A 12,230-nucleotide genomic window follows, 5' to 3' on the forward strand; every position below is an offset into this window, starting at 1 on the left:
CGTTACGTAATTGGTATAACAGTTAACAATAATACAGGCTGCTGATAAAAAGGGCTATAACCAGGTACTATTTTCATCCCAGGTTGAGTAACCCGCAGAGTTAATGAAAGCCTTACCTTTCCGCTAGTATTTCGCAGGGATCTGTGAACTAAATCCTCCGTAAAAATCACAAATTCTCCCGGATGAAGTACAACTGGTAATGCCCGTTTTTCTAAATCGCTACCTATATCAAAAAAGTTATTTCCACTAAAAGGATCTGTGACTTTTATTGACAAATCATTGCTTATAATAGCACTCGGTAGATACTCAAATCCATTAGACTCATTAACTTCAGTAAGAGCGATATAAACATTGATACTTTTACCCACACCTTCCAAAAGTTTTGGATAAGAATCGCGATGCCAAAAAGGGATTAACTGCTGAGAAGGATAATTTGCCCAAATTTCAGAACGCCATAAAATTAACTCTTCACCTAAATATTCTTTCAACTTTTGTAGTAATATTTTGTCTTGGCACAATGACAAAATAGCAGGCGAGTCAAGATGCCTTTCCATCTGAAATTCCTTTTTAATAGTTTGGATTAATAGCAACAATAAAGAACCAAACTCTAATTTAAACAGCAGACGAAAAAAGCTAACGATCAATAACTTTTTTGGTGGCTTCGGCAAAATATTTTCTAACGTTATTTTGGCAATATCGGCAATTTCTACTTGATTCAAAGCCAGAGAATATGGTAAGCTAATATTAGAGTCATTTTCTCTTACTCTTGAAACTTTATTTTGCTGTAAATTGCCACCCGTCCACAGTAAACTACGTTCCCATAGTTCTTTAGCTAATTTAGTATCTTTAGCAATATTAGGAAGCATAATTTCCTTACCTTTGCGATCGTAAAATCTACCACTTACACCCTCAAAAATGGGATCTATTGCAGTTGAGATTACCCCCGCAGCACCATCTTTAAGCGAAACACCTAAACCTAAATATCTACTCAATCGGTGTCCCAAAGTAATATTAGACTGAACAAACCCCGGATGCACTGCATTAACGCTCACATTGGTATCGCTTAACCGCCGCCCTAATTCCGCAGTTAATAATAATAAACATAGCTTAGAAACAGCATAAAGTTCAAGAAAATTTAATGGAGTTTTCTTAACTAAAGAGTCCCAATTAATTGCAGTTGGTCGCAAGGCTAAGTCAGAAGCAACCATCACAATTCTACTCGGCGCTGAATTTTTGAGGTTTTCCAGTAGCAAGTGAGTTAACAAAAAATGTCCGAGATAGTTAGTTCCCCAAATCATCTCAAAACCTTCTTTTGTTGTCCCCATATTGTTGAAAATTCCTGCATTATTTACTAATATATCGATAGGAAGCTGCTTTGACAAAAATAGATCGACAAATCTGCGTACCGAGTCAAGAGAAGATAAATCTAAAGGGAGAAATTCAACCTGCGGATTTCCACTTTCCCGACGGATATAATCGACAGCAATTGTGGCTTTGGCAATGGAACGACAGCCAATAAATACGCTATTTCCCAATTTTGCTAGACCTACAGCAGTCATCAAACCTATTCCAGAGTTTCCACCCGTGACGATACAAACCTTCTGATTTTTATTCCTATCCATAATTTCCTTAGCAAAGTTTGTGTTACATATCTTAACTTAATTAGGACTCACGAATAACTAAAGTAACGCCGCCATCTTGGCGGTGAGTTTACCGCCGGGACGGCGGCGTTACAAATAATTTGCGTAAGTCCTAGATTTATACAACCCATTAGAAGCTGGCTATCTTTTAGAAATATGGCAAAATGGAAAAAGCAATCGACTTTTACTGCGGTGGACGGTTGACTCGAATCAATTTCCCCGTCAATATTTCTTCCGCAGAAATAGCCTCATTAATTCGCGTCGCTAACCTCTGAAAATTTAACTCTTCCGTGCAAACAATGATACCAGCATGGTTGGGGTTCCAGCGATGCAGTTTCATATAATCGCGACGATTTCCCGTCAAAACCGTTCGCTCAATACTAACAGCAAAAGCTAACACTTCTTCGTCAGGAATCCCCTGGTTTGCTTTGCCGGCTTCCTGTACTGTTAATACCCTGTACTGTTAATACATCGTGACCCAAAACCCGCAGGAAACCTACAACTTGCAGGGGGAAATTTTCATCGGTGTAAAGACGTGCCACTTTTCAAACTTCCTCATTTTCTTGCATAACTTCATCATTTTCTCTAATTGCTTGTTCAATTTCATCTACATAAGCATCAGCATAAGCCCACGCATTTACCAAATCAGCAGCAGTAAGATGTGGGAATGCTTCTAAGATAATGGCATCCGAACCACCTAAACGACGATAATTTATCAGCGACCAAACGGGTATGCGAGTATTGCCAATACAAGCATCACCACCGCACACACCCGGAGTTTTTTTAATACCTAGCGAACTATTACTTATGGTTTGAAGTAAAAATTCTATCGCAGCGGCTTTATCCGCGATCGTTAAGGCAGCAAGATCGATTTTTAATTCGGTTATTGTCATTGTTTACTATCTCATTGATACGGAAGTAATATTGTTTACTCTATTATAATTATAGCTAATTCACCTCTCCGAGTCAACCTGCTTAACTTCCTCCAAAGAAACGCATTCCATAAAAACTTGCCTTCTATTGAAGATACTATAGGCAAGCATAATTATTGTAATAGCGATCGCGCCCAAAACCAACTTAAACAAGACTGACGCACTAAGGGCGAAAAATCAAAGCTTGAGATTGCTTCACTACTTTCGCACTACTACCCCGAAACCATTAACAAGAGCGATCGCGCCATAAACGAATCCAGCGCATTAGTTTATCCTCTGCTACCGAGATCAATTTTACCTTATTGCTGGTACAATTAAAATAGTCGAGCAATGGGTACTAAGCCAGACAAAACTTTACCCAACTCCCAATTCCCATCATTAATTATTCCAGAAAGCTGTGGTTGTACAAGTATCCGATAGCACCTACGAAGTTAAAACTCAGGAAATCGCCAAACAACTCCTGAGTGCTACCCAAGAAAAAAAGCGCTCCTTTTTTGGCCAATTACAAGACCAAATGCGCTGGGATGATAAATTACTAGATTGGGCGATGGCCAGTCCGGGTTTGCGAGTGCAATTATTCCGATTTATTGATTGTTTGCCTGCACTCCGTAGCAAACCAGAAATTGCCCGTCACTTGCAAGAATACCTAACAGCAGAAGAGGTAGAATTGCCAGAAGCACTTAAAAAGTTGCTCAATTTTGCGAATGCAGATTCTGTTCCCGGACAACTCGCAGCGACAACAGTTGCACCTGCTGTAGAAACCTTAGCGCATAAATATATTGCTGGGGAAAATATCAAGCAAATTATCAAAACTCTAGAACGACTGCGAAAGGATAAAATGGCTTTCACAGTTGACCTTTTAGGGGAAGCAGTAATTACTGAAGCTGAGGCACAATCTTATCTAGATCGCTACTTAGAATTAATGGCAGAATTGACCAATGCAGCTAAGAGTTGGTCGCCTGTAGATGCGATTGATAAAGCTGATGGTGAAACTTTGCCGCGAGTTCAGGTTTCTGTTAAGTTAACGGCATTTTATTCTCAGTTCGATCCTTTGGATGCTAAAGGAAGTCAAGAAAGGGTAAGCGATCGCATTCGCATTTTACTCCGTCGCGCCCAGGAATTAGGCGCTGCCGTTCATTTCGATATGGAACAATATGCTTATAAAGACATAACTTTAAGCATTCTCAAACAGCTATTGTTAGAAGAAGAATTTCGCAGTCGCACAGATATCGGCGTGACGATGCAAGCCTATCTGCGCGATAGTGAAGATGACTTAAACGACCTGATTTCTTGGGCAAAATTGCGCGGATTTCCCCTGACAGTGCGGTTAGTCAAAGGCGCTTATTGGGATCAGGAAACTATCTTAGCAATGCAGAAAGATTGGCCGCAACCAGTCTATAATGATAAAGCTGCTACTGACGCAAACTTCGAGCGGATGACGCAAATATTGCTGGAAAATCACGAATATTTGTATGCCGCAATAGGCAGTCACAACGTGCGATCGCAAGCAAGAGCAATTGCTATTGCTGAAACCCTAAATATCCCCCGCCGTCGCTTTGAAATGCAGGTTTTATACGGCATGGGAGATAAGTTAGCTAAGATATTAGTCGATCGCGGCTATCGAGTACGAGTTTATTGTCCTTACGGCGATTTACTGCCGGGAATGTCTTATTTAATTCGCCGTTTGTTAGAGAATACTGCTAACAGTTCATTCCTGCGCCAAAGTTCAGAAGATAGACCAATTGAAGAATTATTAGCCGCACCAGTTACTAATGGGAAAGATGTCTTAGTTTACGATCGAGTTTTCCCCAATGTCGCCGATACTGATTATGCTGATGAAAAATTACGGGAAGCAGGACAAAAAGCTATGCAATCAGTGCGACAACAGTTAGGTAAAACCTATCTTCCTCTGATTAATGGGGAGTATCAGACAACAGCAGAAACAGTTAATTCTGTCAATCCTTCTAATCCCAGTGAAATTGTTGGTAAAATCGGATTGCTTTCCGAGGAACAAGCAAAACAAGCACTAAAAGCAGCAAAAGATGCTTTCCCCAGTTGGCGGAAAACACCAGTTAGGCAGCGTGCAGGGGTATTACGAAAAGCCGCTGAATTAATGGAACAGCGCCGACATGAGTTATCAGGTTGGATGGTGTTTGAAGTTGGTAAACCCTTGCGAGAATGCGACGGTGAAGTTTCAGAAGCGATAGATTTTTGCCGCTACTACGCCGATGAAATGGAACGGTTAGAAGATGGTAAAAATTACGATGTTGCTGGAGAAACTAACCGCTACCAATATCAACCGCGCGGGATTTCTTTAATAATTTCCCCTTGGAATTTCCCTCTCGCAATTCCTGTAGGGATGACAGTAGCATCTCTGGTTGCTGGTAATTGTACTTTACTCAAACCAGCCGAAGTTTCATCAGTAATTGCTGCCAAAATAGCCGAAATTTTGGTTGATGCCGGTGTGCCTCAAGGCGTATTTCAATATGTGCCTTGTCGGGGTTCGTCGGTAGCCGCTTATATGGTGAAACATCCCGACGTTCAGATGATTACTTTTACTGGTTCTCAAGAAGTTGGTTGTCGCATTTATGCCGATGCTGCGATTCTACAACCGGGACAAAAACACCTGAAGCGAGTAATCGCAGAAATGGGTGGAAAAAATGGGATCGTCGTTGATGAAAGTGCAGATTTAGATCAAGCAGTCGCAGGTGTTGTGCATTCTGCTTTTGGTTACAGCGGTCAAAAATGTTCCGCTTGTTCGCGAGTAATTGTGGTGGAATCGGTGTATAATACTTTTGTGACGCGGTTAGTAGAAGCTGCGCGATCGCTTAATATTGGCCCCGCTGAAATTCCCAGTACCCAAGTTGGCCCTGTAATTGATGCTAACGCACGCGATCGCATCCGCGAATACATCGAAAAAGGCCGCGCCGAAGCGAAAGTTGCTTTAGAGATGCCCGCACCCGATAATGGTTATTTTATCGGCCCAGTAATCTTTAGCGAAGTATCCCCCACAGCAACAATTGCCCAAGAAGAAATATTTGGCCCAGTATTATCCGTAATTCGGGCGAAAAACTTCAGCGAAGCACTAGCAATTGCTAACAGTACAAACTTCGCTTTAACTGGCGGATTATATTCTCGCACTCCTTCCCACATTGAACAGGCAAAAGCAGATTTTGAAGTCGGCAACCTGTATATAAATCGGGGAATTACTGGTGCAATTGTATCCCGGCAACCCTTTGGTGGGTTTAAGCTTTCAGGAGTCGGTTCTAAAGCAGGGGGCCCCGATTATTTACTGCAATTCCTCGAACCCCGCACTATCACAGAAAATATCCAGCGCCAAGGATTTGCACCCATAGAGGGAGTTGATTAGGCATCTCCAATAAACCTTGTAGGGCAGGCATCTTGCCTGCCTTTGACTGGCTTTTTCAGAGATGTCTATTGGCGAAGAAACAAGAAAGAAGGAAGAGGGAATAAATTGCAGGCGCATTTCTGACGTAACGCCGCCCTCTGGGCGGTATCTTTACCGCCCAGAGGGCGGCGTTACATTTATCTTTGTTTTTTAATATAATTTTACAATATAGCTAAATTTCTAGATTTTAGTATTAATTATTATTAAAATTCTAAAATTTTTCCTAGTTTCACCCTATACCATATCAGCCTAAAATGACCTCTCAGCCCTTCAATATTAGGGAATAAAGACGCGATCTAGCCTTTAAGGTTAGATTTTGGTCAACAACTAGCAATATTGGCTTTCAGAAGCGATCGCAACTCTTGACAAGTTTACCGATTGGTAGTCCCGTTTACAACGGATGGGGATCGCCAAGTGTTACCTTTGCTATATCACAACTTGTTTTAGCGCGAAGCTCCTCAGCAGTTATGGCTCAAATTCTCGATCCCCTACCTTCTAACAGCTCTGGTAAGATTCTCTGCTGCTATGTGAATGCTACCAGCCAAATCCAGATTGCACGCATCACCAACATTTCCAACTGGTACTTCGAGCGAGTGGTGTTCCCAGGTCAACGCCTAGTATTTGAAGCATTACCCGCAGGACTGATGGAGATTCATACTGGGATGATGGCCAGTGCGATCTTATCAGATAAAATCCCTTGCGATCGCCTACAAATCAACGAAGGGCCCTATTCGACAATCAACCCACCCACCCAGTCTACAGGGGCAACAACTACCACTCCCACTAGGAGTGCACCGCGCCCTAAATCCAGGGAAATATCAGAACCTTTACCCATGCCTGCTTTAACATTAATTGACTGAGGTTTGTCACTGTTCTTAGGATTAGCTTAGCTTGAATGCACGGGTGCAAATACTGTGCAAAGTTTACATTGAAAAGTTTTGAAAGTGCGAGTAATGTCAGCAAACTTTAATCAACCATTACCTTCAAAAGCAGAATTGCCTGCGGTATTTCACATTTCTCCTTTAATTCGCATTACTTTGCTCAGTCTTTATGTGGCCCTGACATTGCCTTTACCTTTTTTATCGGAGGTGACAGCAGCACCAGTACCGCCAGCATTATTGTGGGTAGGTATCAGTTTGGGTGGCCTAGCCATATATGCAACTCTGAGCGAAATGGTGATATTAAACGAAGAAGAGATTCAAGTATCATATCCCAAATGGGTGCCTCGTTTTTATCGCCAAGGTTGGTCGCTACCTTGGAATCAAGTAAAAGCTCTTAAACCTAGAACTACTGGTCAGGGTGGTTTAGTCTACTACTTTTTAAGTGATTCTGGTCAAGGTTATTTGTTACCGATGCGCGTGGCGGGATTTGCTAAATTGGTGCGGTTGGTGGAAACAAAAACGGGTATCGATACAGCGGATATCCGCCCTTTGTCGCAACCTTGGATGTATTTGATTTTGTTGGTGTGTACGGTGTTATTGTTGTTAGTTGATGTCTGGACTATTGCTATAGCGCTTATCAAGTAAGTGAGGTAAGTAGTTGGGCTTTAGCCCTCTGAGAGGTGTTTAACTAATTACAGGCAAAAAGATGAAATTGCAGAAGTTAGGGTTTCATGTCCAGCAAATAGTAGTAGCAAAACTTGGTCTTTTAGTTCTTCTAAACTGAGGCGATTAATATAGCAACTGCTAAGACGGTTAGGACATTTGCTTATGGCCCAAACCATTGATTCTATGTCCCCTCTTCCCCTCTTCCCTAGCCCTGAGCATCGTAGCCCCTAGCCCCTAGTTATAACTCCTACCCCGCCATTGAGTAGGCTTGTTAATAGCAGAGATAAAAATTCGTAGAAAGGCTAAGGGATCGGCGAGAGGAGAAAGCCAAAATATCCACTTAGATTTTGCTTGCGTGCGGTCATAAGAAGGTGCGATCGCAAAGCACAAAGCCACCCTAATTGCTGGCAAAAATAGGTTTAATCCCAATAAAAATAGAGAAGGCGATGGAGACAGAGAAAAAGGTGAAGACAAAAATAAATAGCTCAATAAAATTGGTATCGGTAAGCCTTGAACTGCTAATAATAGCCACAAATCCCCCCATATTTGAGCCTGAGAAGAAGCATCTTTTAAGTCAAGCGATCGCCCCCACTCCTTCCAAGTTTCAAGGGCCCCCTCATACATCCGTACCTTCAAAACTTTCGCACCATCCAAAAACCCGACTTTAAACCCAAGAGATGCGGCAAAACGAGCCAGGGTGACATCATCGCAAAAAGAACCTTTTGCGGCTGTATAGCCCCCTAATTGAGCTAAAACCGACCGCTTACACAAAAAACACTGACCATTTGCCATCACTCGTTCCGCTGATTCTGCCCCCGTACCCGTCGGCCCAAAACGATAAACTAAAGTCATTAACAAGGCGGGTTGCAGCCATAATTCTCCCGGATATTTAAGGATAAACTGCGGCGAAAGGGAAATTAGATCGTAACCCTCAGTAACTGCTGTCTTGAGTAAACTGGCAATTAAACCGGGATGGGGTTGCGTATCCGCATCTATTCCTAAAATCCAGTCACTATTCTCGGAACTGTTCAAAAAACCTGTATGCAAAGCCCAAGGGCGGCCCACCCAGCCAGAAGGTAAGGGATCGTCGTTAATCAAGCGAAAGCGAGGGTCATTTTGTCCCGTAGCTTTGACTAAATCCCCCGTTCCATCTTCAGAATAACTATCAACGACTATTACTTCCCGAAGTTCGTAACTTTGGCGAGTTAATCCCGCCAGACAAGGTGAAATGCGATCGGCTTCGTTTAAAGTTGGTACGATCGCGCTACAAGTACCGATTAAATCTGGGGTTGGTGACTGCGGTTCCAAGGTTGGATAGCGAGAGGGCCCTTTCATCAACCGCGATAAGAGAATAGCTACGGCTGGTAATTGCAGTAGTAGCAGTCCGACACTGGCAATTTCGATCGATGAATCAGGGGAGAATAGGTTGTGGGCGATCGCAAAAATCAAAGATTTAGATTGGAAATTTAAGTAGTGATTTTACATTCTACCAGGACTAGGGGAACCGCTTTTAATCGGTTATAACCGACTTTAACTATGAGACAGGGGTTTTAAACCCCTGACGGACTATAGCTTTAAGAAATGAAACACCTGACCGATTTCCAGCCTAATCTGCCAAATCTGGGAACACCTCCCGCACCGCAGGATGCACCAAACGACCATTCTGGACATTCAAACCCTTTCCTAAAACAGGGTTAAGTTCCAAAGCTTTCATACCGTGATTGGCAAGTTGGAGAACATAAGGCAAAGTGCTATTATTCAGTGCTTGAGTAGCCGTCCAAGGAACAGCCCCCGGCATATTCGGCACACCATAATGCACGACACCTTCTTCAATGTAAGTAGGATGAGTGTGAGAAGTCGATCGCAGAGTTTCTACACAACCCCCTTGGTCAACAGCCACATCCACAATTACAGAACCGGGGTGCATCTTGCTGACCAAAGAACGGGATACTAGAATTGGAGCTCGACGACCCAAGACTAAAACCGCACCAATGAGCAAATCTGCATCCGGGACAACAGCCTCAATTTGAGACGAACTGCTGTAGAGGTATTCCACCCTGGAACCGAAAATAGTCTCCAGATCAGCCAAACGCTCCACATTTACATCTAAAATCTGCACCTGAGCGCCCAAACCTACAGCAATTCTAGCGGCTTCCGTACCCACGATACCGCCACCTAGAATCACAACTTTACCCGGTTTAACTCCAGGGACACCGCCCAAAAGCACGCCTCGCCCCCCTTGCTGGCGTTCGAGAAACCGAGATCCGAACTGCACAGACAAGCGGCCCGCAATGATACTCATCGGGGTTAAAAGGGGCAATTTTTGATCTGGGAGTTCGACAGTTTCGTAGGCGATCGCCTGTACCCCCGAAGCGATTAAATATTCAGTTAACTGCCGATCCGCCGCCAAATGCAGATAGGTAAAAAGCAACTGCCCTTTTTGAATTAGTGGATATTCCGCAGGTAAGGGTTCTTTGACCTTAACCACCAATTCTCGATTCCAGGCATCTTGAGAGTTTGATACAATCTTTGCCCCAGCCTGAATATAGTCTGCATCTGTAAAGCCGGCACCATCACCAGCACCAGTTTCCACAAAGACTGCATGACCGCGATCGCAACATACTCGCACACTTGTTGGACTCAGCCCGACGCGAAACTCCTGATCCTTGATTTCCTTGGGAACGCCAATTTCCATCTAGTACCTCGACTGTTACCAGTGCCGTGATTCAATTTAACTCACATCTTGCACTAATCTCAGAAGTCACCGCCTAATTAAAATTGTCTTAAGATATACATTTGACTGGCATAATTCTTAGAATCAGGACTTACGGATTCACCAAATCCCGACCGCCTGGGTGCAAAGAAACCCCAAGCAGACAGAGGATTCGCGATCGCGAACTCTTACCTGAGACCAAGGCGCAATCTTGCCGGATAGCAGAAAATAAAATAGCTACTGCCGTCAAAACAAGCCTAGCTTAGACCATCTCACATTTCACTTATGTTCCCATAGCCAGTTATTAAGGACAGCAGACTACCGTGTTCCAACGCTTCAAGCAGGACTTAAAAAATGACCTGATTGCAGGTCTGTTGGTAGTGATTCCCTTGGCTACCACCATTTGGCTGACAATTACTATTGCTAGTTGGGTGATTAATTTTCTTACCAAGGTTCCTAAGCAGATCAATCCCTTTGACGGACTCCACCCGATTTTAGTAAATCTGCTGAATTTCTTGGTAGGTCTAGCCGTACCTCTGCTGAGCATCTTACTGATCGGTTTGATGGCTCGTAATATAGCAGGGAGATGGCTGCTAGATTTTGGTGAAAGGCTATTACAGGCGATACCTCTAGCCGGCTCGGTTTACAAAACCCTCAAACAGCTCCTAGAAACTCTCCTCAAGTCTAATGATAAATTTCGTCGCGTAATATTAGTGGAGTATCCTCGGCGCGGGATTTGGGCTTTGGGCTTTGTCACGAATACGGTAAATGCGGAGATTGAGTCTCATCTACAAGGCTCAATGATCAGTATTTTCGTCCCGACTACGCCCAATCCTACTACTGGCTGGTACGCGATCGTCCCAGAAAATGAAGTGATTACTCTGTCTATGTCCGTTGAAGACGCTTTTAAGGTAATAATATCTGGTGGTATTGTTAACCCTACTGTATCTATTCCTGTACCATTAGCAAATCTCCCAGGCAAAAAACTAGAACCATTGCTCTCAGAAAGTAGGTTATCACCTGTTCCTGTAGAAGAAGATTGTTAACGGTTAACGGTTAACTGTTAACTGTACTCAAAACTTTGGTGATGGGTTTCGTGAAATGCTTCACCTATCCTATTTTTATAGGACTTATGCAGAGTTAACATATTGATACCCCTTTTATTTCTCGGCGATTGAAATCGCTACTACACAAACAAAGTCCGCCTACGCGGACTAAAGAATTCAAGAGGGTATTAAGCCAGATTTGGTAGACACCATAAGGGTGCGTAAGTCCTGTTTTACTAACAACCAACAACCAACAACTAACCACTAACCACTAACAACTAACCACTAACTAATATGAAAAAAGCCCGCGAAACGGCGCGTGAAGTCGCACTTCTTGGTATCAGCCAACTACCTGCGAATCCAGAACGCTTAGAAGCGCAACAATTGCAAGATGTGGTATTAGCGGCTGTCCGCACCCTGGCTGGGGAAGTTCAAGATGCGATCGAAACAGCCGCCACCGAAGTCCAACGGGGAAGCGATCGCCTTCTGGCTAGCGAAATTCGTGCCCCTGACTTACAAACGGCTAGAACAATGGTGCGTGAAGCCATCGAACTCACCGAAACTGCCATTAATCGCTTAGGTATCGCCTTAGAATTGCCAGAAACAATCCATCTCGCTAACCAAGAGGATGTTCGTACTTACGCCCTAGAAATCTTGAGCACAGTAAGCGCTAATCGCCTTGCAATTGATGAATTGCTGAGCGCGGCGCTGGTAGATTGGCAAATAGAGCGCTTACCTCGAATTGACAGAGATATCATGCGAATCGCTGTGGCTGAAATTATGTTTCTAGGTCTTCCCGAACAGGTAGGGATTAACGAAGCTATAGAATTGGCTAAACGCTACAGCGGTGAGGAGGGATACCGATTCATTAATGGAGTGCTGCGGCGGGCTGTGGAGAAAATGAAGCCGGAATCGAGCTTAGCTTAGAATACCTTGAGGCGAT

9 protein-coding genes and 1 pseudogene are annotated in these 12,230 nt (G+C 43.5%); 5 read left to right on the forward strand and 5 right to left on the reverse strand.

Going from position 1 to position 12,230, the window contains the following annotated elements:
• Nucleotides 1-2 precede the first annotated feature (2 nt).
• The 3 genes and pseudogenes from PY364_RS04510 to PY364_RS04520 form a co-directional block, all read right to left on the reverse strand.
• Complete coding sequence (locus PY364_RS04510) at nucleotides 3-1,622, reverse strand: SDR family NAD(P)-dependent oxidoreductase (protein WP_275520960.1); 1,620 nt, start codon at nucleotides 1,620-1,622, stop codon at nucleotides 3-5.
• Between the two features lie 202 nt (nucleotides 1,623-1,824).
• Nucleotides 1,825-2,182, reverse strand: a pseudogene (locus PY364_RS04515) (DUF5615 family PIN-like protein).
• Nucleotides 2,183-2,185: 3 nt separating this feature from the next.
• A complete protein-coding gene (locus PY364_RS04520) occupies nucleotides 2,186-2,533 on the reverse strand; it encodes a DUF433 domain-containing protein (protein ID WP_275520961.1) in 348 nt (115 codons plus the stop codon).
• 436 nt (nucleotides 2,534-2,969) lie between these two features.
• Between PY364_RS04520 and pruA the strand changes: the two genes are divergently transcribed.
• From pruA to PY364_RS04535, 3 genes are all read left to right on the forward strand, one after another.
• Nucleotides 2,970-5,942: an L-glutamate gamma-semialdehyde dehydrogenase gene (pruA, locus tag PY364_RS04525; protein ID WP_275520962.1), complete on the forward strand. Its 2,973-nt coding sequence runs from the start codon at nucleotides 2,970-2,972 to the stop codon at nucleotides 5,940-5,942.
• Between the two features lie 506 nt (nucleotides 5,943-6,448).
• The gene (locus PY364_RS04530; RefSeq protein WP_275520998.1) at nucleotides 6,449-6,841 is read left to right on the forward strand and encodes a DUF1830 domain-containing protein; all 393 of its coding nucleotides are present in this window, start codon (nucleotides 6,449-6,451) and stop codon (nucleotides 6,839-6,841) included.
• A 93-nt stretch (nucleotides 6,842-6,934) separates the two neighbouring features.
• Nucleotides 6,935-7,507 (forward strand): hypothetical protein, encoded by a 573-nt coding sequence (locus tag PY364_RS04535; RefSeq protein ID WP_275520963.1) that lies wholly within the window; start codon nucleotides 6,935-6,937, stop codon nucleotides 7,505-7,507.
• A 255-nt stretch (nucleotides 7,508-7,762) separates the two neighbouring features.
• Here PY364_RS04535 and cruG read toward each other — a convergent pair whose 3' ends face one another.
• Nucleotides 7,763-8,977, reverse strand: coding sequence for a 2'-O-glycosyltransferase CruG (gene cruG / locus PY364_RS04540; protein ID WP_275520964.1), 1,215 nt, complete (start codon nucleotides 8,975-8,977; stop codon nucleotides 7,763-7,765).
• 157 nt (nucleotides 8,978-9,134) lie between these two features.
• Nucleotides 9,135-10,223, reverse strand: a complete 1,089-nt coding sequence (ald, locus tag PY364_RS04545) for an alanine dehydrogenase (RefSeq protein WP_275520965.1) — start codon at nucleotides 10,221-10,223, stop codon at nucleotides 9,135-9,137.
• Between the two features lie 341 nt (nucleotides 10,224-10,564).
• Here ald and PY364_RS04550 point away from each other — a divergent pair, with 341 nt between their 5' ends.
• A complete protein-coding gene (locus PY364_RS04550; protein ID WP_275520966.1) occupies nucleotides 10,565-11,287 on the forward strand; it encodes a DUF502 domain-containing protein in 723 nt (240 codons plus the stop codon).
• A 294-nt stretch (nucleotides 11,288-11,581) separates the two neighbouring features.
• On the forward strand, nucleotides 11,582-12,214 hold the full coding sequence (nusB, locus tag PY364_RS04555; RefSeq protein WP_275520967.1) for a transcription antitermination factor NusB: 633 nt from the start codon (nucleotides 11,582-11,584) through the stop codon (nucleotides 12,212-12,214).
• Nucleotides 12,215-12,230 lie beyond the last annotated feature (16 nt).

The sequence above is a fragment of the Kamptonema sp. UHCC 0994 genome (assembly GCF_029167235.1).
Classification (GTDB): Bacteria; Cyanobacteriota; Cyanobacteriia; order Cyanobacteriales; family Microcoleaceae; genus Kamptonema.

What these genes read in the sequence shown, in the direction of transcription:
- PY364_RS04510 (WP_275520960.1), bottom strand. Translation starts at nt 1,622, where the DNA reads ATGGATAGGAATAAAAATCAGAAGGTTTGTATCGTCACGGGTGGAAAC.
- PY364_RS04520 (WP_275520961.1), bottom strand. Translation starts at nt 2,533, where the DNA reads ATGACAATAACCGAATTAAAAATCGATCTTGCTGCCTTAACGATCGCG.
- PY364_RS04530 (WP_275520998.1), top strand. Translation starts at nt 6,449, where the DNA reads ATGGCTCAAATTCTCGATCCCCTACCTTCTAACAGCTCTGGTAAGATT.
- PY364_RS04535 (WP_275520963.1), top strand. Translation starts at nt 6,935, where the DNA reads ATGTCAGCAAACTTTAATCAACCATTACCTTCAAAAGCAGAATTGCCT.
- ald (WP_275520965.1), bottom strand. Translation starts at nt 10,223, where the DNA reads ATGGAAATTGGCGTTCCCAAGGAAATCAAGGATCAGGAGTTTCGCGTC.
- nusB (WP_275520967.1), top strand. Translation starts at nt 11,582, where the DNA reads ATGAAAAAAGCCCGCGAAACGGCGCGTGAAGTCGCACTTCTTGGTATC.